The organism is Paraburkholderia sp. BL10I2N1 (genome assembly GCF_004361815.1).
Classification (GTDB): Bacteria; Pseudomonadota; Gammaproteobacteria; order Burkholderiales; family Burkholderiaceae; genus Paraburkholderia.
In genome coordinates, this window is record NZ_SNWA01000002.1 from 1,234,849 (window position 1) to 1,261,811 (window position 26,963).

The 26,963-nt window shown below is 60.0% G+C and carries 27 protein-coding genes and 3 pseudogenes; 15 read left to right on the forward strand and 15 right to left on the reverse strand.

Annotation, left to right across the window (positions count from 1 at the left end):
- Positions 1-12 precede the first annotated feature (12 nt).
- From phoU to B0G77_RS27595, 3 genes and pseudogenes are all read left to right on the forward strand, one after another.
- Positions 13-709 (forward strand): annotated as a pseudogene (gene phoU, locus B0G77_RS27585) (phosphate signaling complex protein PhoU); the annotation flags it as partial.
- A gap of 737 nt (positions 710-1,446) precedes the next feature.
- Positions 1,447-2,142, forward strand: a complete 696-nt coding sequence (locus B0G77_RS27590) for a glycine zipper 2TM domain-containing protein (RefSeq protein ID WP_133665144.1) — start codon at positions 1,447-1,449, stop codon at positions 2,140-2,142.
- Positions 2,143-2,291: 149 nt separating this feature from the next.
- Positions 2,292-2,576: a hypothetical protein gene (locus B0G77_RS27595; protein ID WP_133665145.1), complete on the forward strand. Its 285-nt coding sequence runs from the start codon at positions 2,292-2,294 to the stop codon at positions 2,574-2,576.
- 211 nt (positions 2,577-2,787) lie between these two features.
- On the opposite strand, the pseudogene B0G77_RS44595 reads toward B0G77_RS27595, so the two are convergent.
- Positions 2,788-2,979: pseudogene (locus B0G77_RS44595) on the reverse strand (hypothetical protein); the annotation flags it as partial.
- 648 nt (positions 2,980-3,627) lie between these two features.
- Here B0G77_RS44595 and B0G77_RS27605 point away from each other — a divergent pair.
- The gene (locus tag B0G77_RS27605; protein WP_133665146.1) at positions 3,628-3,957 is read left to right on the forward strand and encodes an H-NS family nucleoid-associated regulatory protein; all 330 of its coding nucleotides are present in this window, start codon (positions 3,628-3,630) and stop codon (positions 3,955-3,957) included.
- A 345-nt stretch (positions 3,958-4,302) separates the two neighbouring features.
- Here B0G77_RS27605 and B0G77_RS27610 read toward each other — a convergent pair whose 3' ends face one another.
- Positions 4,303-4,641 (reverse strand): hypothetical protein, encoded by a 339-nt coding sequence (locus tag B0G77_RS27610; RefSeq protein ID WP_133665147.1) that lies wholly within the window; start codon positions 4,639-4,641, stop codon positions 4,303-4,305.
- Positions 4,642-4,758: 117 nt separating this feature from the next.
- Between B0G77_RS27610 and B0G77_RS27615 the strand changes: the two genes are divergently transcribed.
- The 6 genes from B0G77_RS27615 (at position 4,759) to B0G77_RS27645 (ending at position 10,356) form a co-directional block, all read left to right on the forward strand.
- Entirely contained in the window at positions 4,759-5,535 is a 777-nt protein-coding gene (locus tag B0G77_RS27615) for an SOS response-associated peptidase family protein (protein ID WP_347814191.1), read from the forward strand.
- Positions 5,536-5,585: 50 nt separating this feature from the next.
- A complete protein-coding gene (locus tag B0G77_RS27620) occupies positions 5,586-6,062 on the forward strand; it encodes an RDD family protein (protein WP_133665148.1) in 477 nt (158 codons plus the stop codon).
- 928 nt (positions 6,063-6,990) lie between these two features.
- On the forward strand, positions 6,991-7,263 hold the full coding sequence (locus tag B0G77_RS27625; protein WP_133665149.1) for a hypothetical protein: 273 nt from the start codon (positions 6,991-6,993) through the stop codon (positions 7,261-7,263).
- A gap of 1,127 nt (positions 7,264-8,390) precedes the next feature.
- The gene (locus tag B0G77_RS27635; RefSeq protein ID WP_166656288.1) at positions 8,391-8,711 is read left to right on the forward strand and encodes a TolC family protein; all 321 of its coding nucleotides are present in this window, start codon (positions 8,391-8,393) and stop codon (positions 8,709-8,711) included.
- A gap of 66 nt (positions 8,712-8,777) precedes the next feature.
- Positions 8,778-9,065: a hypothetical protein gene (locus B0G77_RS27640; protein ID WP_133666897.1), complete on the forward strand. Its 288-nt coding sequence runs from the start codon at positions 8,778-8,780 to the stop codon at positions 9,063-9,065.
- Between the two features lie 274 nt (positions 9,066-9,339).
- On the forward strand, positions 9,340-10,356 hold the full coding sequence (locus B0G77_RS27645) for a DnaJ C-terminal domain-containing protein (protein WP_133665152.1): 1,017 nt from the start codon (positions 9,340-9,342) through the stop codon (positions 10,354-10,356).
- Positions 10,357-10,537: 181 nt separating this feature from the next.
- On the opposite strand, the gene B0G77_RS27650 is transcribed toward B0G77_RS27645, so the two are convergent.
- Both B0G77_RS27650 and B0G77_RS27655 read right to left on the reverse strand, forming a co-directional pair.
- A complete protein-coding gene (locus B0G77_RS27650) occupies positions 10,538-11,248 on the reverse strand; it encodes a lysophospholipid acyltransferase family protein (RefSeq protein ID WP_133665153.1) in 711 nt (236 codons plus the stop codon).
- A 362-nt stretch (positions 11,249-11,610) separates the two neighbouring features.
- Entirely contained in the window at positions 11,611-12,150 is a 540-nt protein-coding gene (locus tag B0G77_RS27655; RefSeq protein ID WP_133665154.1) for an SDR family oxidoreductase, read from the reverse strand.
- Between B0G77_RS27655 and B0G77_RS27660 the strand changes: the two genes are divergently transcribed.
- On the forward strand, positions 12,118-13,806 hold the full coding sequence (locus B0G77_RS27660; RefSeq protein WP_133663462.1) for a transposase: 1,689 nt from the start codon (positions 12,118-12,120) through the stop codon (positions 13,804-13,806). The two genes, B0G77_RS27655 and B0G77_RS27660, sit on opposite strands and share 33 nt — an antisense overlap.
- Positions 13,807-13,876: 70 nt before the next feature.
- Here the strand turns inward: B0G77_RS27660 and B0G77_RS44600 are convergent.
- From B0G77_RS44600 to B0G77_RS27680, 4 genes and pseudogenes are all read right to left on the reverse strand, one after another.
- Positions 13,877-14,092 (reverse strand): annotated as a pseudogene (locus tag B0G77_RS44600) (NAD-dependent epimerase/dehydratase family protein); the annotation flags it as partial.
- Between the two features lie 164 nt (positions 14,093-14,256).
- Positions 14,257-14,952: a VIT family protein gene (locus B0G77_RS27670; RefSeq protein WP_133665156.1), complete on the reverse strand. Its 696-nt coding sequence runs from the start codon at positions 14,950-14,952 to the stop codon at positions 14,257-14,259.
- A gap of 72 nt (positions 14,953-15,024) precedes the next feature.
- Positions 15,025-15,366 (reverse strand): LysR substrate-binding domain-containing protein, encoded by a 342-nt coding sequence (locus tag B0G77_RS44605; protein WP_243751235.1) that lies wholly within the window; start codon positions 15,364-15,366, stop codon positions 15,025-15,027.
- Between the two features lie 362 nt (positions 15,367-15,728).
- A complete protein-coding gene (locus B0G77_RS27680; RefSeq protein ID WP_133664546.1) occupies positions 15,729-16,751 on the reverse strand; it encodes an IS30 family transposase in 1,023 nt (340 codons plus the stop codon).
- Positions 16,752-17,002: 251 nt separating this feature from the next.
- Between B0G77_RS27680 and B0G77_RS27685 the strand changes: the two genes are divergently transcribed.
- The gene (locus B0G77_RS27685) at positions 17,003-17,797 is read left to right on the forward strand and encodes a hypothetical protein (protein ID WP_133665157.1); all 795 of its coding nucleotides are present in this window, start codon (positions 17,003-17,005) and stop codon (positions 17,795-17,797) included.
- Between the two features lie 134 nt (positions 17,798-17,931).
- Here the strand turns inward: B0G77_RS27685 and B0G77_RS27690 are convergent, their stop codons facing one another.
- From B0G77_RS27690 to B0G77_RS27700, 3 genes are all read right to left on the reverse strand, one after another.
- Positions 17,932-18,831 (reverse strand): integrase core domain-containing protein, encoded by a 900-nt coding sequence (locus B0G77_RS27690; RefSeq protein WP_133661607.1) that lies wholly within the window; start codon positions 18,829-18,831, stop codon positions 17,932-17,934.
- Positions 18,828-19,217: a transposase gene (locus B0G77_RS27695; RefSeq protein WP_133661086.1), complete on the reverse strand. Its 390-nt coding sequence runs from the start codon at positions 19,215-19,217 to the stop codon at positions 18,828-18,830. The genes B0G77_RS27690 and B0G77_RS27695 overlap by 4 nt, the downstream gene beginning before the upstream one ends.
- Before the next feature lie 175 nt (positions 19,218-19,392).
- Positions 19,393-21,696, reverse strand: coding sequence for a peptidoglycan-binding protein (locus B0G77_RS27700; protein ID WP_133665158.1), 2,304 nt, complete (start codon positions 21,694-21,696; stop codon positions 19,393-19,395).
- Positions 21,697-22,035: 339 nt separating this feature from the next.
- On the opposite strand from B0G77_RS27700, the gene B0G77_RS27705 reads away from it, so the two are divergent.
- Together B0G77_RS27705 and B0G77_RS27710 are read left to right on the forward strand one after the other, a co-directional pair.
- Positions 22,036-22,416 (forward strand): response regulator, encoded by a 381-nt coding sequence (locus B0G77_RS27705; protein WP_243751236.1) that lies wholly within the window; start codon positions 22,036-22,038, stop codon positions 22,414-22,416.
- 272 nt (positions 22,417-22,688) lie between these two features.
- Positions 22,689-22,997 carry an acylphosphatase gene (locus tag B0G77_RS27710; protein ID WP_133665159.1) on the forward strand — a complete coding sequence of 103 codons (309 nt, stop codon included), beginning with the start codon at positions 22,689-22,691 and terminating at the stop codon, positions 22,995-22,997.
- Between the two features lie 75 nt (positions 22,998-23,072).
- On the opposite strand, the gene B0G77_RS27715 is transcribed toward B0G77_RS27710, so the two are convergent.
- From B0G77_RS27715 to B0G77_RS27725, 3 genes are all read right to left on the reverse strand, one after another.
- Positions 23,073-23,384, reverse strand: a complete 312-nt coding sequence (locus B0G77_RS27715) for a hypothetical protein (RefSeq protein ID WP_133665160.1) — start codon at positions 23,382-23,384, stop codon at positions 23,073-23,075.
- 261 nt (positions 23,385-23,645) lie between these two features.
- Entirely contained in the window at positions 23,646-25,076 is a 1,431-nt protein-coding gene (locus B0G77_RS27720) for an ISKra4 family transposase (protein ID WP_133665161.1), read from the reverse strand.
- A 13-nt stretch (positions 25,077-25,089) separates the two neighbouring features.
- Positions 25,090-25,731 carry a plasmid pRiA4b ORF-3 family protein gene (locus tag B0G77_RS27725; protein ID WP_133665162.1) on the reverse strand — a complete coding sequence of 214 codons (642 nt, stop codon included), beginning with the start codon at positions 25,729-25,731 and terminating at the stop codon, positions 25,090-25,092.
- A gap of 119 nt (positions 25,732-25,850) precedes the next feature.
- On the opposite strand from B0G77_RS27725, the gene B0G77_RS27730 reads away from it, so the two are divergent.
- On the forward strand, positions 25,851-26,429 hold the full coding sequence (locus B0G77_RS27730) for a recombinase family protein (protein WP_243751401.1): 579 nt from the start codon (positions 25,851-25,853) through the stop codon (positions 26,427-26,429).
- A 241-nt stretch (positions 26,430-26,670) separates the two neighbouring features.
- Here the strand turns inward: B0G77_RS27730 and B0G77_RS27735 are convergent, their stop codons facing one another.
- Positions 26,671-26,934, reverse strand: coding sequence for a hypothetical protein (locus tag B0G77_RS27735; RefSeq protein WP_133665164.1), 264 nt, complete (start codon positions 26,932-26,934; stop codon positions 26,671-26,673).
- Positions 26,935-26,963 lie beyond the last annotated feature (29 nt).

Genomic DNA, 26,963 nt, shown 5'->3' on the forward strand with positions numbered 1-26,963 from the left:
TGAGGAGCGAACATGTCAGACAAGCATCTTTTCCAATAAGTTTGATGCGGACCTCAACCTCCTGTCATCGAGGCTGCTCGAAATGGGCGGACTCGTGGAGTCACAGATTGCGCACGCGTTGGAGGTCCTGAACGAATTAGATTTGGCACTCGTTGACCAGGTCCTCGAAGGTGAGCATCGGCTCAATGCGATGGAAACCGAAATCGACGAAGAGGTGAGCAACATCATTGCTCGCCGACAGCCCGCCGCGCGTGACTTGCGACTCCTGATGGCCACTTCAAAATGCATTACCAACCTCGAACGCGCGGGCGACGAGGCGCGGAAAATAGTGAAACGAATGCGGCGCATCCACGAGAACGGCGCGGCACTAACCATCAACACCGCTGAAATCACGGTCTCCGGCGAAATGGCCTTACACATTCTGCACAGAGCGCTGGATGCATTTGGGCGGATGGATACCGTTGCGGCTGCACAGATTGTCCGGGATGACGAAGCCATCGATAATGAGTTTCGAGCATTCGTGCGCAAGCTCGCAATGTACATGACGGAAGACCCTCGAACAATTTCGATTGGCCTGGACTATCTGTTCATAGCGAAGGCTATCGAGCGTATCGGCGACCACGCGAAGAACATCGCGGAATTTGTGGTCTACGTTGACAAGGGTGCCGATGTTCGCCACGTATCCCGAGAACAGCTTGAGCGCGACGCCTTGGGTATTTCAGCTTCGTCACCGGCGTCACGCTTAACGCAGACGGCGCTCTTCGTTTCCACAGCCACGGATAACGAGTACCAGAGTCAGGGATAGGCCGGCGCATGGCCGTCGCGCGCCGCTGTCTCATCATTTAGCCTGGGACGTCTAAATTGGCACTCAGCAGACTCGCGGTCACCACAGCCCTCCATCAGAGCCGCCGGTTGCGGGCTAAGCCTGCGCTAAGAATTCACGCGTATCCTGAGCTCATCGAACGTACCGATGCCATTTCCGCTCGCGCCAGTCGCAGGTTGGCTTGTCTCCGCTGCCGTCCTTGTGTCCAAACCGCGCCTGGTTCGTAATTGTCTGTAAGTAGCGTTCGTTTCTCACGTCCAGCGGATGGTCACCGCCGCATGGTCAACAAGGCATTACGGTGCCGCCATTGACCTCAGGCGATAGCCATCCCTTATGGGACCCGACAGCACGTACGGGTCCTTTTTTTCTGTATGCCATGGATGTTGCCCATGCTTTCGCGCCCGCGCGGAGTGGAAACCAACGTTCCGGCGCCGTATCCTGACCTTAAAAAAGAATGCAGTCTGACGCGAGGCTGTTCTTGACTCTTCTACGGTCTGCTCTTGAGGAGGCTTCCCCTTGAACCCTCCGTAGAGCACTACAACTGCTTACAAATCTCGCAGTGGCCCGGTGCACCGCTCTGTCGGCTGCGGCGTTCTTGCTGACACACATCAACGGAGCGCGACATGAGCACCAACCTGACTTCCAGTTCACCGCAGCGTGGTCGCATTCACCCTTTGGTTGCAGGTGCAGCCGTGGCCGTCATCCTGGCCAGCGCTACGGGTATCGCGGCGATGACGGGCATTCTTCCGACGTCCCGAGCTGTGACGGCGCCTCCGACGCAAGCTATACCGGTCGCGGCACAAATCGCCAGCGCACCGGTCGCTTCGCCGCAACCGAACGTGGAGCAACGCGTGACCCGGGAGGAATCACCCGCCCAGCCGCGCGTCCATCATCACCATAGTGTGCCAGTTGAGCAGGCCCAGAGGTTTGCGAACAACGACGCATATCAATCCTCGGCAAAACCCGCCCCGAGGCCAGTCGCCGTTGACCCGAACGCCGGCGAAGTAGTCTCCGTCAATACGGTCCAGGAACCCGAGCCAACAACGGGTCTCGGGGCCGTAGGCGGGGCAGTCGCTGGCGGGCTGTTGGGAAATCAGGTCGGCGGAGGACGCGGTCGCGTTTTGGCAACGATTGCCGGCGCCGTCGGCGGTGGCCTTGCGGGCAATGGCATTGAGCATGCTGTGCGCAAGGCGACGAGCTACCAGGTGCAGGTCAGAATGCAGGACGGCAGCTACCGGAATTTCAACTACACGACGCAGCCGCCGGTCCAGGTCGGTCAGCGCGTTCATGTCTCGGGCGACTCCCTGAGCGCGTCGTAATCAGCCTCAAAAACCGGCGGGACCATTACGGTTACTGCCGGTTACAGAATTGACAATCCGGCCGTACCTGCTCCGGCGTTGCACCCTTATAATCGGCGCCGTTCGTCGTGTCTGGCACCCGTCAGAACTGAGCAGGACAGGAGAACTCCATGAAGCGCGCTATCCTTTCTCTTGCCGTGGGCATCTCCGCTGTGTGTGCATCCAGCGTGGCTTTCGCTCACGTAGACGTCGGAGTTTTTCTGGGTGTGCCCGGTCCTGTCTATGTCGCACCGCCTCCGGTCGTGTACGAGGCGCCGCCGCAGGTGGTCTACGCGCCGGCCCGAGTCTATGGCTACGGATACCGCTATGAAGGCGATTACGGCGACGAGCGCCGATGGCATGACCACGGTCGGCATCGCGGATGGGAACACCATCATCACGAGGACGACGACTGAATCGTTAGTCGCAGTCCTCGACTGTGTCTAAGCGCTAGCGGACGGGATACGAACCCTTACCTAAACCGAAACGGCGATTTTGCGTGCTTGAGGCACGTCTGCACTGGTTGCCCGTCTGGTATAGCAAAGCGCGAAATTCGATATATTTGCGCAATTGTGCGCATTAAATCCCGCCGCCAAACGGCCTAGCTCTTGGGCCGACTGCCTCTGCTTATTTCGTCGGGGCAGGAGGACCCATCCAGTACTGCTGCCACATCATGTTGTCCATCATTTCCTGCTGCATCCTCAGGTACTGGTCTGTCATGTACTGTCGTTGACGTAATTGCTCGGGCGTCAGGCAAGAGTAGTAGCCGCCCATATGCCTCCACCCCGGCCCCGTTCCGCCCATCATGCCCGGACCCATCAGCGAAATCCGTCGCGGCGATGGCGAATATTTGCCCAGCGACTACGCTTCCCCGCGTCAGGTTGGCGAAAGCACTATAGTGAAATACATTAAACGTTTGATTTGTCTCGCGGTTCGGTATAAAAGATAGAAATATCGAGGAATACCGAAAATCAACGGACGCCCTCGCAGACTGAGAGCACCGCGCAAGGACACAGACTCCATTACTCGTCTCAAAATTGGAGGCCGGGCGAGTCGTCAGCCTCTCCCAAGACTCTCGGTATAGCTCCCAATCATGTTGCAACGCCGTGCGGTCACCATCCGTTCAGCCATTTATCTCTGCCGCTGGTCGTCCTAGCAGTTCGGTGCTCGGCATGCGATGGAACGACCTACAAGCCAGCGTACGCCTATGCCACGAGCGCACATAATATTGCTACGAGTTTACGACATGGCTGAAGCTAAGTTTCAATCCCAGGGCTGAACACAGTTTCGAATAATCCTCCGTCATTTTCCAGGGACCGAAATGGTCACCGCCCGCCGACGTAACAGCGTGTGGTGGACTGCATCGGTCGCTCGCAGCTGATTACAGTGTTCAATCTACGGAAACTGCGCATCGCTGCAATCGGCGAACGGTTTCCACAAATGGATAGCTTAAAGAAGGAATAGTTCATGGACGAAAGAAAGCGAGACAGCATAGTTGCTTATCTCCGCCGCCGCATGCAGGAGTTTGGCATCAAGCCGGACGACCTGGCGTCAGCCCTGGCGGCTGAGCAATCAAAGCAAACAGAAGCGCGCTACCGTAGTGCGAGGGGAGACACGTGGAACGGCGAGGAAGAGATGCCGCAATGGTTGAAGAAAGCCATTAGCGCCGGACAATCCATCGAACACTTCGAAGTATCTTCAACGGAGGAGCCGCAGCGGAAGAATCGAGAAAGGGTCGACTGGCGCGATGACCCGTTTGCAGGCAGTCCGCTGGCACGGGTACGGCAACAACAGTGAACTGCGGCTTTCGCTGCTCGCTACCTTCTTTCAACACGTCGAGGCCTTAGGCATCGGTAACGGCCCGACTGTCCGCGACACCCACGCATGTCACGCTCCCACCGCCGACCTGTACGTAGCTGCCCTCAGCGTCGGCCATCTGACCGACTCGCACCCCGGAATCGGCAGTACGGAAAGCATAGGCACGATGGTCCGGTGCCGATATAAAGGGAAAAAATCGGTAAGCGAGTGGAAGGCCGTCGCGGCAACAGACGGAGCCCTTCGGACATCTGCGACGGGTTCGCACAACGCAGAGCAAATCGTGAAGGAGGTAATCCAGAGTTCTTGCAAGGACCAAGCTCCGCTCTAGGTCGCCGAGAACACGACGGCCGCGCTGTCGCCGACCTGCGTGAAGCTGCGAACAAACCGGTACGCCTGCCCGTCGATTTCCATCTGGTTCGCACCGGAATGAGTCAATTCGAGCATCTCATTGGCGAGTCTGGCCGAAATCGCCCCTTGCTTCTTGAGGTCTTCGGGCAGACCTGCCGGGTCGCCAACATATACAGTGCAAACATCGCTTCCGTGACGCATCATTACGACGCTCGTTGCTCCGTCAAGGGAGAGTTCGAGATATTCGGCTAGTGTCTGCATCGATTCAGGTGCATACCCGCGTTCGCCAGGCGGCCGTTCGGGTGTGTTCACCATTGTGTATCTCCCCGTCGCATCGGCGACTTGTTAAAAGAGCGCATGCTCGACACTACCGGTTCCACTATAAGCGACTTCGTAGCGAAAGCGAAATGTCTCGAAGCAACGAGCTTCTGTATGATTTTCGACCTCCGTTCCCGTTCTCTCCAGAAGAAAACGGACGCCGCTGCGATGGAATATGATGTCCGGAAAGCGGAGGTCGCGCCCATGTGTACAAGTTACGAGCCAAATCCACACGAGCGGTTTGCGGCGCACAGGCTGTTCCAGGCGCCTGATTTTGACTACAAGCGCGAGATTTACAAAGACTACACGGCGCCGATTTTTCGGCGCGGCGAGGGCGGTTGGTGTACGAACCCGGCGACGTTTGGAATGGTGCCTCGCAAGCGCATTCCCGCCGGCGTTCGTCCATATGACACGATGAACGCCCGCGCCGAGACGATTGGCGAAAGGCGCAGCTTCTCCAGCGCATGGACCCGCCTCCAACTCTGTCTGATACCTTGCCGAGCATTCTTTGAGCCCAACTACGAATCGGGAAAGCCTGTCCGTTGGCGTATCAATCTGGCGAGCGAACAACCGACGGCCATTGCCGGGCTGTGGCGAGCGTGGGAAGAGCCGGATGGTAAGGCGTCTTTATCATTCACCATGCTCACTGTGAATGCCGACACACATCCGTTGATGAGGCGATTCCACAAACCTGGTGACGAAAAACGCTCTGTCGTCGTCATTCGACCTGAAGACTACGAGGACTGGCTTTCATGCCGCAGCATGGACGAAGCGCGGTCGTTTCTGCAACTCTACCGGGCGGAGGAAATGCACGCAGAGGCGTTCCCGTTGCCCCCAAGAGCGCCTCGCGCAAAGCCTGCTGGCGATGACCAGCCAACGCTGCTCGATTAGTCGGGCCGGATGTTACGCCTCAACGCTCGACCTTCCACGCGGAACATGTGATGCAATACGCCACCTATTCGCGTCGGGGCCGTGCGCTGCTGATTGATAGCATTTGGTGGACGGTGCTCGTGCTATTCGTCCCTGTCGGACCGTCGGCGGAGGAATTGCTTAGTGCGCCAGCACTGGCCGGACCATCCATCCTGTTCTGGCTGACAGTCGCGCAATGTATTCCGGTAGTCGTGACCGGCATCATGTGGGCCACGTGGGGCACTTCCCCAGGCAAACGAGCGTTGGGTCTGCGCATTGTCGATGCTGATACAGGACAGCCAATGACGGCGAGACAAGCCGCCATGCGAACGTTGGGTTACCTGGTCTGCTTCGCGACCGGCGGCGCCGGATTTCTCTGGGTGCTGTTCAACCCACGCAGGCAGGGGTTGCATGACCGCATGGCGAACACCGTGGTCATTGATGAAAAATTGCCCAAGACCCGCGGCCGACCACAAGGGCAACGTGACGGGCACGATGAATTGCCCTGACGTTCCTCGCGCACCTTGCCAAATGGACGTTACGGTGGCCGCTTCGGCTTAACCGATGTGAGCGATAATCTCTAACCGAAGGGGCGTATGCATTATGATGGGACTGGTACCGGGCCCTCATGGACTGCCCGACAGCCGGGCTAACGAAGAGCCAATGCAGCCATGGAAAGCACTGTCACTACAGAAGCTACCGTTTCGTCGGACGGGAGACTGGTCGGGTTCGTCACCGCTGCACGTGGGCGTGCGGTGCGATGATTTCCAAGCTGTATTGGAAATGCCCCCTGTAGAACCGTCAAGTTGTCCACACAATCTGTTGGCAAAGCTGTGGATATCCTGAGTACGCGTGCCCCAATTTGTTGACGCGTCAGTGATTGCTGTCGCGAACCGTCGACACGGCAAATTGCGGCCAGCAGCCATCGCAATCGTCGCCTCGCGATTGGCACGACGTGACGACTGACAAGCGCAGGCGGCTCTACCGGCCGGCCGCATCCCGTGACACGGTCAGGCTGGAGGGGGCAGTTGGCAGTGCGCGGCTCCATCGGACGTGCCGCTCTGTCGTCAAGACCGAAGATGGCACGTATATGTTTGCTTCAACGTCATGCGCCCCGGCCTGGGAAATGAAACTCTCCAAGTAGTAGGATTCCCCGCAGCCGAACTGCTGGACGCAGAGCGCCCTTCGCGCGCTGTCCCGTTGCGCCGTGTTCGGTGCGAAACTGCGGCGCTGTCGCGACAACCATACGGCCGCTTGACGCCTCGAAATATTCCGTTTCAGAACTCACAAACCGAAGGTCAACATCGTGGTCGTCCGCTGCGTTGAGGAGGTGAGTGGCGAGAATCGTCAGCGGCAACCCGGAATAAGGCCGGCGCTGGTGTCCAGGACCTGTGCCTCATCCAACTTCGGTCGCCCTCAGACTTGCTGGAGCGGACCATGAAGAATGCGTGTGATAAGTCGCTTCGCCGTCAGGTGGACAAATGGCTCGCACCGGCTCCGGCGGCACCCGTTCATGTGACCGAATTCGGCCGGACGCGTTGGGGCGGAACACGTTATGTGCGTGTCGAGACGTCGTCACCGGCCGGTTTGCGCGTGCTGTTCTTCTTTCGGCACGATGACGGCACGTGGTGCGTGTTTCCACCTGCCACCGACAGGCGGAAGTTGACCGCAGAGCGCGCTGCCGCACAAGTTGCCGCCGTCCGCCTTTAACCAGAGATAAGCGTCCGATAGCCACACCGAAGAGCCCCACGGATTTGCGATTCAGGGCTGCATGGGCGCCGCCGAGGTGCTGAAGCGCATGCTCTCCGACCATGGCGTCCTGCACGGAACCTCAAGGCAAACAACAGACCCGAGGAATAAGTGCGAGCGGTGCCTGGTTCTCCGCGATAAACACTGGGCCACGTTGGGGGTGAAGCGGACCAATTGCGAAGAACGAAGGCGGCGTGGAAACGTAAAGGTGGCCTGCAGAAATACTACGACCGAATCGTAAACGGCATGCTCGAACGCGGCTATGACAAGGGCTCACCATCGAAGACTATCGCTACATGACGGCGAAACTTCGTAACAATGCCGACGCCCCAGGCACATGCCCGGCGCGGCAGATGTTGAGCTCGCCTTGCCTCGCTCCCAACCCACAGACCCGTGCTGCGTGCAGGAGCTGATGGCGGTGGCGCGCTTGTTCGCGAGGCAAGCACACGCTACAAATCCGGGTGCAAACTGAAGGCGTGCGCAGGCTCTTGAAAAGGGAGACGAGCATGAACTTCGTCATTAACAGACTTGCGATTTCCGCCTTGATTCTCACTGTTGTGGGGACTGTATTCGCGCAGGGAGCTGGAGGTGGTGCCGGTACCGGAGGCGGTGCCGGTGCTGGTGTCGGCGCCAACGGTACTGGCGCAGGAGGCGGCACGGGTCTGAACTTCTCGACCCCAAGCGGAATGGGCTTACGGCCACCCGTCTCGGCCGGGCCGGCCCGTGCGACGTCCGCAGCGTCGAGTCCGAGCACCTTGGATTCGACCGGTGGCAACCACCCTTCCGGCGCGTCCGCGAGCCCCAGTGGGATGAAAAAGCCCTATTGAAACAGTGTTGCAGCGCCACGCCACCTGAAGCTCAGTCCGGCGGACGTCAACGGGGCTTCTGCCTACGCGGCGCCCCTCGACGCGCTCCTGCAGCGCGCCGCCGACAGCGCCCGGACATTCAGGCCGCGAAGGCGAATGTCGCAGCGAACGTAGCGCGAATCACGGAGACCCGCGCCGCCTACCTGCTGTCACCTTCCGCGACGGCCCAGACCGGCACGAGCCTAGTCCCGGGCACGCCGCGCCTATGTGCGAGCTCGGGCGTTGCTGTCGCTCAAGATACCGCAATTCAGTGGCTTCGCGGGTCGGTACAGCGCGGCGGCTGCGGTTGCGTCGAAAGATGCGAGTGAGGCCGACCTCGCGTTGACGCGGCGCCAGGCCGCGCTCGACGTTCTTACGCAACGCGCGTCGCTCGTCAATGCGCAGGAGTCGCTCGCGACCGCGCGGTCTTACGAGGCTAGCGCTGCTGAGCAGGTCGGGGGCGCGAAGCAGTACAAAAACGGCTTCGGCAAGTCTCCTGAGACAGCCGGGCTGTACAGTGTTGTCGCCGACGCCAGTTCGACGCGCATGCCGAAATTCGGCTGACCAGCCAACTGTGCCGCCAGTCATTGCTGCTGGAGTCTTGATTTGATTGGCAAGCGGGTCAGTCCGATGTGGGCATGCGGGTCAAAATTATGTCGGCGTCGACAGTTCAGCCGCATTAACGGCGTCACCGGCACCATGACGTTAATGACGGAGGTCGACGTCGCGACGGGCGAGGACGTTCGCGTCTTGCGCTTGGGAGCAGCGGAAGACGGTAAAGCAGTTGTGCTGGTTGATTTCGACGAACGGAAGGCGGGTATCCACCGCGAAATCCGCTACGAGATTACGGTCCGAGACTTGATAGCGGCGATTCGTACTTACGGAGCACAATTGTCGGGCGAGCGACACAACCTGTGAGAGATAGTCGCTTGCGGATACGGACTTGCATTGGCTTCGCACGACACGTGGCGAATATCCAACTCCGATAGCCTGCGTCGCAGAGTCGTCGGCGCAACGGCCCGCATTGCCCCCCAACTACGGATTCCAGCACTGAGAAACGGCGCGCCAGCGAGCGAACGGCTTACGCGTCGGGTTCCCTGGGAGCGATTTCCAGAACCGCGGGCGACATTCAGTACAATGGGCAATCGATTGCGCCGGAATACTCTGCGGGACCGTTATTGGCAGTTAAACGTTGAACTCAGACACGCATTATCAGACCCTTGGCGTTGCGAGCACCGCGTCTGCCGACGATATCGTGAAGGCGTACCGCCGATTGGCGATGCGGTGGCACCCGGACCGCAACCCGGCCAACCCGCACGACGCCAAAACGCGGTTCCAGCAAATCAAGAGCGCGTACGACGTGCTGAGCGACCCGCGCAAAAGAGAGCTCTACGACCTCCAGATTTCGCCACGCCGGTCTGGCTCATCCGGCAGTGCGTCGTCAGGCTCGTCCTTTGACGAGGCCGTCCGGGCGCGATGGAACAAGCGCCCTGGACCGCCGCCGGTCCAGGGCGCGGATATCGAATGCAAGATGACGGTCCCGCTCGAAACGGTAATTTTCGGCGGCGCTGTGGACGTAACGATGCTTGCACCGCGGCCGTGCGGGACCTGTCACGGAAACGGCAAGCTCGCCGGTCATTTCGCGTGTCCGTCATGCGGCGGCGACGGCAACGACGACCATGGGCGCAACTGCAGAAAGTGCAGTGGCTACGGCGCGGTCTTCGAGACGCGCTGTCGGAACTGCAGCGGAAAGGGCGTGGTCAAGACTGAGAAGACGATAAGGGTGACCGTCCCGCCCGGTGTCGTCGAAGGCACGGTTCTGCGTGTTAAGGGCGCCGGAGGCCCTGGTCTGAACGGGGGCGCACCAGGTTCGGCTTTCTGCCGCATCAAGATTCAGGCGCATCGCACCTATAAGCTGCGCGGCCTTACCCTGAGCCGGGACCTTACGGTGGACTGTGTAACAGCCATGCTGGGCGGCACGGTTGCGGTCGAGTTATTCGGCGCGCAGGTCAAGGTCGCGGTGCCGCCAATGACCCGAGCGGGGAAAATCATCACGATGGAAAAGGCGGGGTTGAAGAATTCGAAGACCGGAGAAAACGGTGACCTCAAATTCAAGGTCGTCATCGATTTGCCCATCAGTGCTCGCAAGTTGAGGCCCGAGCACAAAGAAATACTGCGGGCGATGTTCAACGCCGCTGCCGCCAAGTGAGGGTTCCAGCGGTGGCACGCTCGTCCGGTTGGCGCTACGAGGTTACGGCCGCCGAATTGATTGCAGCTATTCGGACGCATGGTGCTGAGCGTCCGCCAAAGCAATACAGCGCGTGACAGGTGACGCAGACCCTGACCCACACCTGACAACGGCAGTTGGAGAAGCCACCCGGCGGAGGCCATCAAAGCCGCAGCAGCTCTGCTTTCATCCAGCCGTGGACGGCCCGGCTCAATTCCTGTTGCGACATGTCTCGGGATGAAAATGCGGGGCCGACAACTACTCGGATGTGCCCCCGCCCGTCAGGCCATCCCTTCGCCGGCCAAACCTTTCCCGCGTTGTGGACAACAGGGACGACCGGCGCACCGGTCGCGCATGCCAGACGAACACCGCCGGACGTCAATCTCAATGGTGCGCCATGCGGCACCCGGGTTCCTTCCGGAAATATCACCACGACGTCACCCTTACGCAGCCGCTCGGCACACTCCTGTGTCACTGCCTGATGGGCCTGTCGCGCCGAGCCACGATTCAGGCTGACCATGTCGAGGCCACGTAGTACCCATCCGAAAAACGGGATGCGCAGCAGGTCTTCCTTGAACACGAAACTGATGCGTCGTGGAAACACAGCCATGAACGCCAGCGTCTCCCAGGTCGATTCATGACGGCACAAGACTATTGATGGTCCGTCCGGAAGATGGTCGAGTCCCTCCACCGAACACGTGATACCTGGCAGCCAGCGCATCACGGCGACCAATGCGCGACACCACTGTGACGCAAGCCAGTAGCGGCCGCTCCTCCCGACGAATGGAAATAGCAACAGTATCCCCGCTGAGTACAGCGTTCCGCTGCCGAGCAGGTAGACAATGAACAGCCATTTGGCGAACGTGGAGCGCATGATGACCCGAATGAAATCAGCCTGGCAGCGTGAGGTTATGGTCGCAACCAACTGCGCCTGTTCGCCAGATGCCGTCACACGGTGGCATCGCTGCAGCGGCGCCCCGCCACCGATTTCGTTTGTACGGCAGTCGCCATGCGAGCCATGGCGTACCCCATCCGTCCGAGTTCGTGCAGCGCGCCGTCAGTCTGGCCGAGCTACGTCGGTCAACGACGCCTATGTAATCCCTGGACACGAACCCATCGCGCATTGAACTCATATCGCTCAAACGGACCGCCCGAATTCGCCGAGGAAATGTGTAATAGCGCGATGGGAATGCCCTGCTGACAGATACCGAAAGACGGTTCCCGGCCAGCGCTGAACTATTGCACAGCTGGGATGACGTCCCCGGTCATGTCACCGCCCAGGCTGCGCTTGTATGCCTGTGCCACTACTGCCGCCGGCACTCCGTTCGCGGGGTCCCGTCCCATGGACGCGAGCGTCTCGGCAATCCAACCGGGGCTGACCGTGTTCACGCGCGCCTTGCCTCGCAATTCGAGCGCTGCGGACCGGGTAAACGCCTCTACACCGGCGTTCACAACGCTCACCGCGGCGCTGCCCTCCATTGGCTGCTGGGAGAGGACACCGCTGGTTAGGGTAAGCGAGCCACCTTGGGACACGTGGCCGACTGAGCACCGAACGAGATTGACCTGGCCCATCAGCTTGTTTTTAAGGCTAAACGCGAAGTCCTCGTCCGACAGTGCGCCTAGCCCTACCTTCGCAAGCTCGGCGTTGTTCGGCGGTGGCGCCGAGGCGGAATGTGGCTTAGATAAGGCGTAGATATTGAATTTCGCTTGATTCTTTGGTTTGAAGATGCTACATGAAAGAACATGCACATCTTCGAAAGAAAAGTCAACGGTCATCGCTACCGCATCGCGGCGCAATCCGTGTGGGATGCGCAGCGCGGCCGCTCCGTTGCACGCCAGGTCGTGCTGGGACCGGCCGATCCACCGCGAGTCGCGGATCTGAGTGCGACCCAGACGGTGGGCACGCGCGGCGTGGGCGACGTCGGGGCGTTGATCTGGGTCGCCGAACAACTGGACCTGGTCGGGCAGATCGATCGGGCCTGCGGCGGGGTTGGCGCCAAAGGCGGCCCATCGGTGGGCGAGTTGGCGGTGGCCGTGGCGATCCAGCGCGCCTGTGCACCGGGACCCAAGCGCGAACTGGGGGAGTTTCTCGATGCAAGTCTGCCGCGCCTGTCGTGCTTGCCCGGCTCCGCCTTTACGGGCCAGGCCTTTCATCGCGTCGCGCAGCAAGTGACCGATGAGCAGCTGGAGCAGGCGCAGGTGGCCATCGCGAATGCAGCGGTCTCCCGCTTCGGGCTCTCGGCCGACGTGCTTGCGTTCGATACGACGAACTTCGATACCCACATCGACACGCAGACGCCCGGCGAGCTGGCTCGACGTGGACACGCCAAGAGCAAGCGAGGGGACCTGCGCGTCGTCGGGCTGGGCCTGCTGGTCAGCGAGACGGGCCATGTGCCGTTGTTGTACCGGACGTATCCCGGCAACGGATCGGACCAGGCGGTGCTTACGGCGTGCCTGGCGGGCCTGGCGCAGTTGCATGAGGCGCTGGATAGTGCCGAGGGTCGCGAGCGGCCGGCGCAGCGCACGGTGGTGCGAGACGGCGGATTCTGGAGCCCGCAGCTCGAACTCGATCTGGATGCCGCCGGCTACTACAGCCTCATCTCGTTGCCGCTGGGGCACAAGGCCGCGGAAGAGGCGCTGCAGATGGCGGCGCAACGCGGTGCGATGAAGCCGCTGTCGGGCAAGCTCAGTGACGTGCGGGCGGCGCGGATGCGAACGACCGTTGGCGAGTTGGACCGCACGCTCGTGGTGGTGGAGAGCCAGGAGCTGCTAGCGGGCCAGAAGCGCGGGATCGCGGTGGCGCTGCGCAAGGCGAAGGTGGAATTGAGCACGCTGCAGGGGTTGGTCGAAAAGGGCCGCATTACGCGCAGCCGGCTGGAGCTGCGGGTCAAGAAGGCGCTCGCCCGGGAACATCTGGCGAGCTTCGTTGTGGCTACCATCGCCGGGAGCGAGCCGGCACCGACCTTGCACTGGCACGTCGATGACGCATTGCGCCGCACGCTGGAGCGCACACGGCTGGGCAGACGGGTGCTGTGTACAGATCGGCACAACTGGAGTACCGGGCGCATCGTCCACGCCTTCCGGGGGCAGTGGAATGTCGAGGAGTTGTTCCGCCGGGCGAAGAAAGGGGGTTTGGTTCCGTGGGGCCCGTCGCACCAGTGGGCCGACGGATCCCTGCGGCTGCACACGTTCGCGACCGTGCTCGGCCTGATGCTCGTGAGCCTGGCAAAGATCGCACTGCGCACCGAGGTTTCGGCCCGCCGCATGATGGACGCCCTGGCCGAAATCAGCGTGACCCTGGTGAGGACGAAGACCGGAGCAACCGGACGACGACCCACTGCGATGCTGGCGCCGGAGCTCACGGCCGAGCAGCGGCGCGCCGTGAAGGTCTTCGAGCTGCAGCGCTGGGCACCAACATTATTTCATGTATGAATTCAGAGACAATTTGGTCATCAAACAACGGCATTATCCGTCGATTTGACAGCTTGTTTTGCGAAGGTCGGGCTAGGGGAGCGAATTTCGCTGCGCCGGCTACGCAAATGACAGCATCAATCGTGCCGACTTTGGAGTACATCGATTCGATGGACGCCTTGTCCGATATATCTACGCTTATGGCGGAGCCTTTTCGGCTTGCCGTAATCACCTCGTGCTCCGGCGAAAGTAGCTGAACAATCTCTCTTCCGATTAAACCCGTTGCGCCAACGACCAGTACTCGCATATGCCCTCCTGAAGTCCGTGGCAAACGGGCCTCCGCGTCGGGAGCGACGGACTCCGTGAGCCACGATGGCTGGGAAACGACGCTGATATCGTACTGCTAGCGGGCGAGGCGCGCAGGGGCTTGTTGGTTTGGAGCCCGAGCCGACGCCATACGAGCGCATCGCCTCAGGCTACCGCGCCAAACAAAGCGCCGACACCTGATGACACGCCCATTGCCAAAGCGCTCCAGAAGACCACGCGCATAACACCTGGGCCCACTCTCGCTCCACCTGCCTTTGCGGCCAAACCGCCTAGCACGGCCAGTGAGACCAAAGCAGAGACGACTATCGCTGGAAGCAGCACCGATTCGGGCGCAAATGCGGCGACGATTGCCGGCAACGCTGCGCCCACCGAAAAGCTGCAGGCAGAAGCCAACGCGGCTTGCAACGGTCGGGCAGCGGTCACTTTCGAGATGCCCAGTTCATCGCGCGCGTGAGCACCCAGTGCGTCGTGCGCCATCAGCTTTTCGGCAACCTGTTTAGCAAGCGGCAAATCCAATCCACGACGCACATAGATTGCTGTCAATTCCCGATGCTCGCGCGGAAAGTCGGCGTGGAGTTCGGCCTGCTCTTCGAGCAGAGCCGCCTTCTCTGTATCCGCCTGCGATGAAACAGAGACGTATTCTCCAGTCGCCATCGACATCGCCCCCGCCACGAGCCCAGCCACCGCCGTGAGCACAACGCTTCCATGAGCGGTATGCGCTGACGCTACGGCAGCAACAAGGCTCGCCGTCGAGACAACGCCATCATTGGCGCCGAGCACAGCGGCACGCAACCAGCCAATGGATTCAAGACGGTGCTGTTCCTTATGTCCCTTGACCATATTGCCTCGTCATTGGAAGCTCTCGCCGGCGAGTTGCCGCCCTCGCGATTATGTCTTGCGCTCCTGCAGTCGCTATTGCCGATTCGTCTTACTGCGTGCGACAGACGTCGCAGGTGATAATGAATCCAGGCAGAACTCGATAAACGCCTGGACCTTGGCCGGCGGATGGCGCCGTGACGGGAGGAGCGCGTAAAGCGGAAACCTCTCGTCAGGCCAGTCCGGAAACAGGTCAATCAGCGAGCCATCTTTTATCAAGTCCTCGATGCGAATCTCTATCACCTGCGCGATACCAGCGCCCGTGACACATGCACCCAGCAACGTACCGACATCAGACACGGGCAATCGTCCCTCGGAAGGTATGTGGGTGACCTTCCTGCCGCGATGAAATTCCCACTCGAAGGGTCGGGCCGTCACAAGGTTGTAGACCGTGATGCGCTGATGTCGGCTGACTTACTCCGGCTTCTTCGGGCGTCCATGCTCGGCCACATATGCCGGCGATGCGGCCGTAAGGATGCGCGTCTTCTGGTGCCTGCGCGCAACGAGGCGCCCCTCCCGGAGGTGGGGCAAAGCGCACCGCGAGGTCAAATCCATCGGCCACGAGGTCGCCCAAGTCGTACTGTCGGGACGGGCCGAAAGATGCGCTCGTCCAGACGGCAACCATATCCGCGATGTTGTCGGGGGTTGTCGACCCGCTTGCAAATTGAATCGACCTATCACGCTGACTTACAGACCGCCTTGCTTTTGACTGGGCGGTTTCAAAACCGAAATGCAACAGGTTAATGAAGGGTTGAAGGTGTTTGCGTGTTGGTCTCGAGCATGCGCGCAAAGACTTCCAGAGGCGAGTGAAAGGCGTGGGTAGCACGGGGCCTGCTGTTCAGGCTGTCGGCGATGTCGTCAAGTTCATCCTGGCTGTAGACTGAGAGATCGGTGCCCTTGGGCAGGTACTGGCGTAGCAGTCCGTTGGTGTTCTCACAGGTGCCACGCTGCCACGGACTGTGCGGGTCACAGAAATACACGCGCACGCCGGTGGCGGCGGTGAGTTCCGGATGCCGCGCCATCTCCTTGCCCTGATCATAGGTCAGGCTCTGACGCAGTGGCGTGGCGATGGAGTTCAGTTTGGCGGTGAAGCCGGCCAGCGCTGAGGCGGCGGTGGCATCCTCCATCTTCGCGAGCAGGACAAGCCGGCTGGTGCGCTCGACCAGAACTCCCACGGAGGACTGGTTGCCCGCACCCTTGATAAAGTCTCCCTCCCAGTGCCCGGGCATGACCCGATCGTTCACCTCAGGCGGGCGTACGTGGATGCTCAGCATGTCGGCGATCTTGCCCCGTCTGTCGTTGCCACGACTGCGTGGCATTCGCGTGCTGCGAGCCTGGCGCAGACACGAGATGAGCTGGCGGCGCAGTTCGCCGCGCGGGTGTGCATAGATTGCGTTGTAGATGGTCTCGTGCGAGACGTGCATGGAAGGGTCATCGGGCCACATGCGCGTCAGCGTACCGGAGATCTGCTGCGGCGACCACTTCCAGCTAAGCAGACTGAGCACAATGCGCCACAGTGCGCCTTGGGGATTCAGCTTACCCGGCGTGCGCGCTGCAGCCCGCCGGTTCGAACTGATGGTCTGCGCGACTACCGAAGCGTAGCCGCGCACCGGACACGCATTACGCGCCAGTTCACGGCTGACGCTCGAAGCTGAGCGGTCAAGCGTGCGGGCCATGGCCCGCACGCTCAAACCCTGCTGTTTCATGCTGGCAATAGTGATACGTTCTTCAGGCTGCAACTGCTGATACTTTCTTGTAGTCATGTGCGCACCTTAGCAGATCAAGGTGTTGCACTTCAAAATTGATCGCGCCCTGCAAAGACGCGTTCATAAGGGTGTGTTTAATCCAAATCTAGGATTTTGCACCGCCGGCCAGCCGAATACATACGATGGTCGCGCGTCGGACAAACCCAATCGGCTCGATAACTTGTCCCGCTCGCCCGGCTCAGGGCAAACCAGTGAGCTCAAGCTGCACTCGGTTCGCCTATCTTTAAGGCAGTGACAAGGAGGCGAGAATGCTCACCGAATATCTTTTCCGAGACGTCAGGCGACTGAATGAGTACGCCTCCCAGATTAACCCTGCACTGACCGTCACCGAAAAGACGAAAGAGTGGACGGTCGGGCTTAGCCTGGCTGGACCGAAAGCGGAGGGCAAACAGACCGAGAAGGTCCGGCCTATGACCGACCATGAAAAGGCGATATTAACACTCGAGTTTCTACGTTCGAATTCCGCCATACATGAGGGACGTCCAGTTCCGCCTCTGAAAAACGGTTTGCCGTGCCTGGACAACTCGTTTGCCCAAAAAGCCTTCGTTTACGAACGCTGCCGTGCCTTCAGAGTAAGCGTTCCCCAAAAAGCAGTTGAAGGCGCAGTGGCATTTGCATTCTGGGTGTCACAGGGCTTCGAGCACGACAAGGCATGCGACATGATTTGCCTACTCGAGGATGTCGCTGCAGAGGATAAACCAGTGTGGAGCGGCGGCACGCCGTCCGCATACACCCTTCTCCAGGCACTACTCCACTACGCGGGCCCAAGGGAGGAGAAAAGCGCAATCGCGGTCGACTCCAACCCCTGGCCTCGTGATAGTTCCTCCTCGTTTCCCCTGCCGAGCTACCTAACTGCATCCTGGTTTTCCGAGCAACCGGAGATGATAGTGGAAGAGTGGGGCTGTATTGTTTCGCAGCCTCGCAACATTGAAGTCGTGTACCGCATCCGCGAGACGCGCATCTTCCCGCATGAAGCGCCTCGAAAGGGCTACGAAATTTTCGGCTATCCGCTATGGATAGCTGCTGACTATTCCTCGGGCTAGCGAGCGGGCAGGGTTCGGGGAACAGGGAGGTTCAAGGATGTCGACGCCAATATAATTTGGACCCGCATGCCGCCAACGAACTGACCCATCTACCAATTGTACCGGCTCCGGTTGTCTGGACACGCTTTTGCAGCTCAGGCGGCCAGCTTCATCAGCCGTTCCTGACGGGCTTCGAGGGGTGATTTGAAGCCCAACTTTTCAAGACGCCAGTCGCGATTGTATCGATCCTTGAACGCGATGGCGGCGGCACGAACTTCCTCCAGGTTTTTGAAGATGCGTCCATGAATAGCCTGTTCCTTCATTGTCCGGTTGAATCGCTCGGCGACGCCGTTGGTCTGGGGTTCGGCGACGAAGGCATAGCTCGGCGCGATGCCCCAGAACCGGATCTGGTTACGGAAGTCGTCCGACGTGTACTGCGAACCGTGATCCATACGCAGCGACAGCCCGCGGCCCGCATCGGCGAGCACGGAACCGAATTCGTCCAGCAGCCCCTGGGAGATCGGCTCGAGGGCAGCAAAGCGGTCGCCAATCTTCGCGGCATGAATGCCGGTACACATGCCGTCGCAATGATCAACGGCCGAGAAGATCCACACCATGCCGTCGTCCACGGTCGCGATGCGCACGCCGTCGGTGCCCCACATCTCATTCGGGCAATCGGTTGTGATCCGGCCATCGTGAAGGTTGGGTTCGCCTCGCGCTTGCCGGTGCGGCGACAGCAGGCTGTGCTCGCGCATCAGTCGCAGCACGCGGGTCCGGGAGACCCGGATGTCGTGCAGGATACGCAAGCGCGCCCAGACCTTGCGATGCCCCTCGCCGATGAAGGGGGAAGCCACCAGATCGTCGCGGATGGCCTTCAGCAGGTCAGCATCGGGCATCTTCGGTTTCGGGCCGCGGCGGCCCGGGATGATCGGCACCACGTTGTCCGCTGTCCTCGCGCGGACAGCATAGATCGTCGAGCGGGGGAATCCGAGCACCTGGCAAACCCGTTGCAATCCAAAGGGCTTGTTCGCACTAACGGAGATCGCGCGGCTCATGTCGACGATCTCCGAGCGGTCAAAGGGCGACGGGCCTGCAGTTCACGTTCCTTGCGCAGGATCTCGTTTTCCATAGACAACTCGCCGACGCGCCGCACGGCGTCATTGAGCCGGGCTTCCAGGGGATCGCTGGTGCGTGCCTTCAGGCCGGCCTCCATGCCGGCCAGTGCCAGCTCACGCCATTGCTCGAGCACGGCGATCGTCACACCGACTTCACGGGACACGGCGTCGACGGGTTCGCCACGCAGCAACCGAAGCACCACGCCGCGTTTGCGACCGGTCGACCAACGCTTGACTTCGGCGGCGCCAGAGGCGCTTCCAGTCGCGCTACGCGCTCCTTCCAGCGCCTCTGGCGCAACCCCGTTTACATCTGTTTTCTTCAACATCAACAACTCCAGTTTGGGACCCACGTTTTACCCCAAATCTGTGTCCAGAAAAACAGGAGGCGCGGCAAATTAAAACAAGGCTCAAGCAGCAACGGCTCTCGGCCCAACCAAGGTGGTCATCCGAATTTCCGCATGCGGGTCAAGCTGGCATCGGCGACATCACTCCATAGCCGCACTAGCCTCCGCGATAGCGGGCATTCAAATCCGCCGTTCGCTTTTCGAACGCGGACGTCAAACATTGCGCGTCCGCACAATCACGGGTAACCATCTCGAGCCAACGCTCCTGTTCAATGCGTACGCCGCTGTCCGCGGCCCCAATTCGTCTCTGCGCCACTTCATATTCCTGAATCTCCCGCTCATAGCTCGCTGATAGAACCGCGCTCTTGCATACATTTCTGCTGAAATATGTTCCGTCTTCGCTGCAAGGAATGACCGTCCCACTATCAGTCTTGTCAGTCGGCGCAGCCCCATTCGTACTAACAGGTATTGTTGACCTCCGAGCACTTCCGGTCTGTACGAAGTTTTGGTTCGAATTCGGTGCAATGGTTGCGACAGGTGGCTCGAACGCGGTACTAGCGGCGGACGCTGGAAACGTGACTGTCCTCATGTGCGCGAGCAGGTCCGGCAGCGGAGTCCATGCATTGAGATTTTCGTGTCGCTCATAGCGTGCAATCGCTGCACTGGTGCGTGACCCCAGATTTCCGTCAGGCTCGCCGTGCAGATAACCATGAGCAATTAGAAATCGCTGAACGTCTCGCCGAGTATCAACAGTCGATTCAGCGATGATAGGAGCCTTCACTGGCGCAGGCGTTGCTAATCCAGCGAAGAAACGGTTAGCCTCGCTTCCCTGCGCCGTGTGCATAACCGCGTAGTTGACGACCGGCGTAGTCGCGTCCCGGATATTCGGAACCCAGTGCATGGCGCCCGCCGCGCCGTAGAGCGCTCCGGCGAAGGACGCGGACATAGTGAAAAAGCACGCGTTCTTAAGAGGCGCCCAGTCACGGCCACGCTGCCGGTACTCAGCTGGTACTTTAAGCCTCAGAAGGGAACTGATAGTCGCACTCAACAGCCAACCAACAGGCGAAACCGCAAGCATTGCTAGTGCAGCAGCCACTACAGCGAAACATAGAGGTACGACTGCCTGCCATGGATTTGATGGCGAAAACTCCGTGAATCTATTCGCAGTGGAGAAGAAACTGGCGACGGCCGGGAACATTGCGACGATTGCCCAGGCCGCACGCGAGTTGGCAGGCGACACCTTATCCAAAGTATGCAGGAATGCAGTGCCTATTGAAGTCGCTGCATCACCCGAGATGAACCCTTCGGCAACGCGAACAATTGCCGGCGCTGGGTTTTCCCGGGCATCTTTGCCGAGTTTCGCGACGTTCTGCAACGCCTCGTCAAGGACGGGGACACTGCGGAATACGGCAAACAGCTTTTTCGCCTGCCGTCGAATATTCGAGCGACCGCGCTTTCCGCCGTTCAATAAGGACGCAATGTGGTCGAGCTCGTAGCGTAGAAGCTGGTCAAATACCGGCGGAGTCTTGATGGGAATGACGTTTGCGCCCGCAGCGGCAACGATGTAATTGGTTTTGACAACATCGATGCCGAGTTCGACGATTTCCGCCGTGCCGGTGTAACGCACAACCCAATTGTCGTTTTCATTGTATTCAGTGCCCGCCAGGTCCAGCGGAACCAGTTCCTGCGCACTGGTCGGCCCTCGATGTTCGAGCGCGCGCACCAGTGCTTCCGCGGCCAGGCCGGTGTGTTTCGGCACGTGCCACCATGGTCTTGCGATTGCCTTCACGCGCGATACGTCGGTGAAAAACCCGTGTCCGGAGCATGCGCCGCACGTCTGCTTGCCTGACCCGCCGCAGCTCGTACAAACCACCCGTCCGCCTCCTCCGCACGACGGACACGTGCGGCGTACGGTTTGCGAGTAGGTTTCATTATGTCGACCGTTCCATCGGGTGTGCGTTACTGTTTCATTATGCGAACCAACGCCGCCGCAGCCGCCGCAAGTTCTCTTGCCACGCCCGGAACAGCCACCGCATGAGATGCGACCACTCCCAGTGCAACTTCCACATTGCCTGAAAACTGAATACGAGCCGAAATCGTGAACCGGCTGGGCCGTCGATGGACACGCAAGCGCGCCAGAACGGGCGGCGTCGACACGCTGCATGAACGGCCCCCGGATGTCCCGGTTGCGGACCGCTTTCTGACACAACCGTTGAAGATGACTTTGATAGTCGGCGGTTCGGTAGCCAAAATGACCACCCGCAACCGACGCGTTGCCCTTTGAAGTGGATGTGGTGATGTCGTGCTCAAATCGCCAGACGACATATGCTGTCGCCATGTACTGTTCGGTCAACACGTTCGTCGGAAGTATCTCATTCTCATGTACGTGATTGCCGCCGAACAGATGCCGGAGGTTTTGCAGAAGTTTTTTGCCATGCGGGCCAAGTTGCGTGATTGACATCGTATTTTCCAGTTCCTACGCGCGATATTCAGCGGCTCTCCCATGGAATAACGGCATGCTGGTCACCATCTTTAATCCTCGAGCAGTATGGAAACGGTGATGGGGACTGTTTAGTCAACGAGCATATTTTGGGTGACGGGACCAGAATCAGGCTTAAGTGCTCGCAATTCTGTGACGCGTCATCAACGGAAGATGGAGCAGTGATATTCGCCCCGGCATAGGCTGCCGCGGACTGACGTCAACCAGGTGCTAGCCGTGGTTATCGACCCAAGCTCGTGCCTGGGGACGGAGGTAACCATACGACTCCCCATTGTCTGCGAAAACACAGCCGTGCCGACCATGACCATGACGCACACGATGCCGGCGATTCGCGTCCTTCTGGTGGACGACAACGCAGACGCCACGGCGGCGCTCGGCACGTTGCTGGAGCTCGAGGGGCATGAGGTGAAGCGGGCACAGAGCGGACCCGACGCGCTCTCGATAGTGGAATCATTTACTCCGGACGTTGCCCTGATTGATATCACGATGCCCGGCATGGATGGCATTGAGCTTGCGCAACTGCTTCGCCTTCGGGCCCAGTGCTCCCAGACTAAGCTGGTTGCATTAACGGGCTACACCGATGCCGCCAGCAGATTCCAGACCGACGAACGGGTATTTGACTGCCATCTCACCAAGCCACTATCGCTCGATGACCTGGCGGATGTCATGCGGCGTTCGTAGAACCTGATAGCCCGATGGCAAACGTGGAAGGCGAGTCTCATGGCGCCGCGCCACTGGACGCCGCTATCGCGCTGGACGGTTACGTGGCTGTATGCGAACAGGCATCCATTCGCGCAGCGCGGCTGCAATACGGGAGCCGCATTGCCGGGACAGCGCGTCCTCCAGGTATTTCCAGGAAAAGCCTGCGGGAGACGATAGGCAGGCATGCGATTGCAGCCGGGCCACTTCATTGAGAGGCGAAGCTGCGTCAACATTTTGCAAGGACTACACGCATGGAGACTGACAACCACGATGGGATGCTTGAGACCCGGCTGGTGCAGGTGCGTGGCCAGGTGCAGGGTATCGGTTATCGGGAAGCTTGCATACGCCATGCCCAGGCGCTGGGCGTCACCGGCTGGGTACGCAACCGCATGGACGGTTCGGTGGAGGTGATGCCGCAGGGTTCGCCGGAGCAGCTTGCCAACATGTGCACGTGGCTAAGCGAGGGCATGTCCGCAGCGCTGGTCGACGAGCTTGAAGTGACCGAGGTGCCGCCGCCGTTTGCCCGCTTTGACTACTTTGAGCGATTGCCCACGCTGTAAAGGCGAGTATTTCGACACAGCGGAAGATGTCGGGTTTTCCATCTGCAGGCCTGTCGGGCAGCGCCATCGCTGATGTCAACGGGTTGGACCTCGGGACCTTTGTCGAGCGCAAGCTGCCTGACGCATCGGACTGGCGAGCGGCACGCTGACGAGGATCTGCGGCTCGTTGCCGTCGCAATGCCGCTGCAACCGCTTGTACCTTACCGCGCTCGACTCGAAACGGGTGAGGCGCAGATTGCCAAAGTCCCAGCACTCCGCCTGGCCATCGAACGCCTCGGAACGCGAAAGATCGAGCTCCATATCGAAGAAAATCGACGCGACGACATCCCTCCAGGCGGCGCCTGCCTCGCTTGACGGTGCATTTTTAATCGTATAAACGCAGGACATGGGGCGGCCTTCTTCGTCGACCTGAACGAACAGCTGTGCGACGCGGGCGACTCGGAGAGGCCGCGCTTGTCACATTTTTTTACCACATACCCTGAAAAGACCGCAACGCGTCAAAAAAATAACGAGGCGTCCATTCAACCCGCGTTAGCGACTTAACGGTCGCCTCGCCGGCTGCCGCTCCAGCACCGCAAACGGCCGGGTCATACACAGCATTGCAACCGGATCGATTTGGAGAGTGAACCATTCCGGGGGCTGCAGTCTCTATGCCGCCTCCCTTGGCGCCGCTGGTTCTTCCGCTCTCATTCCCGGAAACCAGCGAGCGAAGGTTTTCCGCAGATCGTCGTTCAGGACCTGCACGCGGATTTGCAGCAGTAGATGCGCGCCGCGCTGGGTCCAACGCATCTGCTGTTTTTTCACAAAGCGCTTGCTGACCACGTAGTTCACGGTCGACTCGACAAACGCCGTGGAAATCGTCTCATCGTGCCGGTAGCGGTCGCCGTAGTTCGGAATGAATGCCTGGTTGGCCCCGATATAGGTGCGGAATTCCCGTACTACCTTCTCCAGTTTCTTCTTGTTTGCCGGGTTCTCTTCCAGCATCTCCAGATCGTCGCCCAGGTCATCAATCCGTTGCAGGGCGTGCGGAACATTGCCGTGCCAGAGATTCCATTTGACGCTTTCCAGGTGTTTCTCCAGATCGGCCAGCCCGGTTGCAGTTTCCGGATATTTATCGCCGGGCTTCAGTTCCGCCGTCATCCCCTTGATCATCTGCCTCATGACGTTCAAGCGCATGGTGATGTGGAACCAGTCGAGCAGATGTTCGGATTCCGGGCTGAGATAGTGCTGCAGATCACGTACGGTGTCGCCGCCATCCGACAGAAACACGACTTGCTGGTTCATTTGCAGACCCTGCGATTTCAGCACCTCGTAAAGCCGGCGCTTGGGCTTGGTGTCGTACTTGTTGACGAATGCAAACACCTTGGCGCCGCCCTCGGTCTGGACACTCTTGCCGGCAATGACCTCGAACCAACCTTCGGTTTTCGACTTCTGGTCCGAAGCATGCACATAGCCGCCATCCAGGCCGACCGTCAGGGGTGGCCCCGGTGGTGGTTGTTTCGCCCAATCGCTGGGACAACCTTCAATGAACTGGAACTGTTCCTCGCCCAGCTCACCCTCGATCCGTTCGGCAACGCGTTGCAGGTGGCGCCGCACGGACGTGGGGCTGATCTCTTCGGCGATCGGCAGGACTTCCGTCAGCAACTCAACGCTCAGCCCATAGGACATCAGTGAAGCGAACCTGGTCTCCAGATACAGTAGTTCCGGCGCGCAATGCGTGCTCAGCAGCTCTGCCAGGGGGCTTGAACTGTGGCGGCCGTGGTTTTGGCAGGGGCAGTCGTAAAGACGGGGGCTGACGAGGTTGAATTTCCCGAACAGGGTCCGATAAACGAGGGGATGTTGCCCCTTCCGGGTCCGGTGCGCGCCGCAGTCCGGACAGGTCTTGAACTTCTCGAGGTATTCCACGATCTGCTCAGTGACTACGGCCTGCTGCATGCCGTGTAGCAACACTTTCGCCTCCGCGAGTGTCAGGCCAAGGTCCTCCGGCCGCAGCGCACCGCGCTCCAGCCGCGCGATTTCCTCGACCTTCTCCGGTTCGCCGTTTTCGGCTTCAACGACTACCTGTATTCGCACTTTCATCGCCGGCTCCTGTCTATTGCCAGATCCCGGCCTCATCGTGGGTCGCGTACTGCTTGAGCCGGTGGTTGACCCCGCGCCGGTCAAACTCATCCAACGTCAGCCATTCGCACAACTCTTCGATATCCTCGCGCCGATCCCGAATGGCCTCGATGTCGTTGGCATCCAGGTCGTCCTGGATGTCCTCGAGTAAATCCGCAACGTGCGACGGGACCGCATCCCGTCGTGCCATGAAGGCCAGGGGGCCACCACAATCTTCCGGTGGCGCCCGCCGCTTGCCGCCAATGCAGCACGGATAGGTGCGCCTGTGGTACAACGCCAGGCGCGCTTCAACGCGCACTTCGTGTTGCCAGCCGTCCCCGAAGTTGTACTCGTAGCGGAAGCGTTCGTTGATGCGGAATTTGAAATCGCACAGTCGAACCTGGTCGGGATGGGTCGAGAAGCTCGTGCCGCCGTCGTGGCAAACGCCATAGTCCTGGCCATGGATGTGAAACAGATTCAAATGCGCGTCGCTGCAGCCGAAGGCGATCTGCAGCGCGTAATGCAGGTCGGCGATCGTGCTGTCGCTGCGCACCAGTAACCTGCGCCAGATCATCGGACTGATCTGGCGAATCCATACGTGGAGCCGGTAAACCACGGCGCTGGTTGCGTTTGGCATAGTCACCTAAGCTTAGTAGACGACCGTCAGAATCACCTGATTTTGACGGTCGAAAACGATGCTCTGCAAGGCCCGCCAGGACTGGGGGCTGGGCACCAAAACCGGATGGGTTTTTGACCATGCGTGTAGCAGTCTATACCCGCGTGTCCACCCCGGACCAATCCACCGACCGGCAACGGCGGGAATTGCGCAACTACGCGAAAGCCCGCGGCTGGAAGATCGTGCGAGAGATGCAGGAAACCGTCAGCGGTGCGTCACAAAAGCGGCCGCTGCGCGAAGAGGTCATGCAACTGGCGCGCACCCGCGCCGTCGATGTGATCCTGGTCCAGGCCTTGGACCGTTGGGGGCGCAGCGTGCAGGACCTGATCCTGACAATGGCGGAATTGGAAGCGCTTGGAGTGGCCTTCGTGGTACCCGGCCAGATCGACATGAGCACACCAGTGGGCCGGATGCACGCGCATTTGCTCTCGGCGATCGCGGAATTCGAAAGGGAGCTTATTCGGGAACGTGTCCGCTCGGGCCTGGCCAATGCACGCGCCAGGGGCAAGCACCTCGGCCCGCCCAACGCGACACCGCGCCTGGTGAACAAGGGCTTGACCCTGATCAGGCAGGGAATGACCTACCCGCAGGCAGCCGAGCAATCGGGGGTGAGCATTTCCACGCTACTGCGCGCCCGCAGGAAAGGCAAGGCCGCCTGACAGTCGAAAAAATCGGTCGGTGACGCCAGCCCCCGGAATGGCGCGCTCTCCTTCATACGGTACTGGCGCTTCCTGATGTGCCTCGTCGCGTTGTGGAACGGGGTTCGGCACTACTGGCAAGACTGGATCGGCTTCACCCTGCGCCGCGTGATACCACCATGCATGACCGAAAGTAAGCGGTACCCCAACCCACCGCCGACGTTGCCTTCGTCCATCGTTCAATCATCGCGATGAAGTACGTTCACGGGGCAAGCGTGTCGTCTACGACCCGCTGTCCGGCGCTGAACCCTGCCATGAGCGCCTCGGCTTCCGCCGCGAAGGGCCGATGATTGTCTGCCATCAGGCGTATCGGCGCAACCGTCGGTCGAGTAGCGCCAATCATTTTGATCTGCACGACGGTGATAAAACCACGCGGTGGCAGCAAAGTAACGTTGCCAGACGCTTCCCACACTGGTTCAAGCTCCACCGCGATCTCGAAGCCCCTGTACGTATAGATTCTTTTCATCTGTCTATTTGAATTGCGACCCCGCCGTC

What these genes read in the sequence shown, in the direction of transcription:
- B0G77_RS27710 (WP_133665159.1), top strand. Translation starts at nt 22,689, where the DNA reads ATGGAGACTGACAACCACGATGGGATGCTTGAGACCCGGCTGGTGCAG.
- B0G77_RS27655 (WP_133665154.1), bottom strand. Translation starts at nt 12,150, where the DNA reads ATGACCGTTGACTTTTCTTTCGAAGATGTGCATGTTCTTTCATGTAGC.
- B0G77_RS27730 (WP_243751401.1), top strand. Translation starts at nt 25,851, where the DNA reads ATGCGTGTAGCAGTCTATACCCGCGTGTCCACCCCGGACCAATCCACC.
- B0G77_RS27610 (WP_133665147.1), bottom strand. Translation starts at nt 4,641, where the DNA reads ATGGTGAACACACCCGAACGGCCGCCTGGCGAACGCGGGTATGCACCT.
- B0G77_RS27725 (WP_133665162.1), bottom strand. Translation starts at nt 25,731, where the DNA reads ATGCCAAACGCAACCAGCGCCGTGGTTTACCGGCTCCACGTATGGATT.
- B0G77_RS27605 (WP_133665146.1), top strand. Translation starts at nt 3,628, where the DNA reads ATGGACGAAAGAAAGCGAGACAGCATAGTTGCTTATCTCCGCCGCCGC.
- B0G77_RS27715 (WP_133665160.1), bottom strand. Translation starts at nt 23,384, where the DNA reads ATGTCCTGCGTTTATACGATTAAAAATGCACCGTCAAGCGAGGCAGGC.
- B0G77_RS27700 (WP_133665158.1), bottom strand. Translation starts at nt 21,696, where the DNA reads ATGTCAATCACGCAACTTGGCCCGCATGGCAAAAAACTTCTGCAAAAC.
- B0G77_RS27690 (WP_133661607.1), bottom strand. Translation starts at nt 18,831, where the DNA reads ATGAGCCGCGCGATCTCCGTTAGTGCGAACAAGCCCTTTGGATTGCAA.
- B0G77_RS27625 (WP_133665149.1), top strand. Translation starts at nt 6,991, where the DNA reads ATGAAGAATGCGTGTGATAAGTCGCTTCGCCGTCAGGTGGACAAATGG.
- B0G77_RS27595 (WP_133665145.1), top strand. Translation starts at nt 2,292, where the DNA reads ATGAAGCGCGCTATCCTTTCTCTTGCCGTGGGCATCTCCGCTGTGTGT.
- B0G77_RS27705 (WP_243751236.1), top strand. Translation starts at nt 22,036, where the DNA reads ATGACCATGACGCACACGATGCCGGCGATTCGCGTCCTTCTGGTGGAC.
- B0G77_RS27670 (WP_133665156.1), bottom strand. Translation starts at nt 14,952, where the DNA reads ATGGTCAAGGGACATAAGGAACAGCACCGTCTTGAATCCATTGGCTGG.
- B0G77_RS27735 (WP_133665164.1), bottom strand. Translation starts at nt 26,934, where the DNA reads ATGAAAAGAATCTATACGTACAGGGGCTTCGAGATCGCGGTGGAGCTT.
- B0G77_RS27680 (WP_133664546.1), bottom strand. Translation starts at nt 16,751, where the DNA reads ATGACTACAAGAAAGTATCAGCAGTTGCAGCCTGAAGAACGTATCACT.
- B0G77_RS27590 (WP_133665144.1), top strand. Translation starts at nt 1,447, where the DNA reads ATGAGCACCAACCTGACTTCCAGTTCACCGCAGCGTGGTCGCATTCAC.
- B0G77_RS27720 (WP_133665161.1), bottom strand. Translation starts at nt 25,076, where the DNA reads ATGAAAGTGCGAATACAGGTAGTCGTTGAAGCCGAAAACGGCGAACCG.
- B0G77_RS27650 (WP_133665153.1), bottom strand. Translation starts at nt 11,248, where the DNA reads ATGCGCTCCACGTTCGCCAAATGGCTGTTCATTGTCTACCTGCTCGGC.
- B0G77_RS27685 (WP_133665157.1), top strand. Translation starts at nt 17,003, where the DNA reads ATGCTCACCGAATATCTTTTCCGAGACGTCAGGCGACTGAATGAGTAC.
- B0G77_RS27640 (WP_133666897.1), top strand. Translation starts at nt 8,778, where the DNA reads ATGTGGGCATGCGGGTCAAAATTATGTCGGCGTCGACAGTTCAGCCGC.
- B0G77_RS27660 (WP_133663462.1), top strand. Translation starts at nt 12,118, where the DNA reads ATGCACATCTTCGAAAGAAAAGTCAACGGTCATCGCTACCGCATCGCG.
- B0G77_RS27695 (WP_133661086.1), bottom strand. Translation starts at nt 19,217, where the DNA reads ATGTTGAAGAAAACAGATGTAAACGGGGTTGCGCCAGAGGCGCTGGAA.
- B0G77_RS27615 (WP_347814191.1), top strand. Translation starts at nt 4,759, where the DNA reads ATGATTTTCGACCTCCGTTCCCGTTCTCTCCAGAAGAAAACGGACGCC.
- B0G77_RS27620 (WP_133665148.1), top strand. Translation starts at nt 5,586, where the DNA reads ATGCAATACGCCACCTATTCGCGTCGGGGCCGTGCGCTGCTGATTGAT.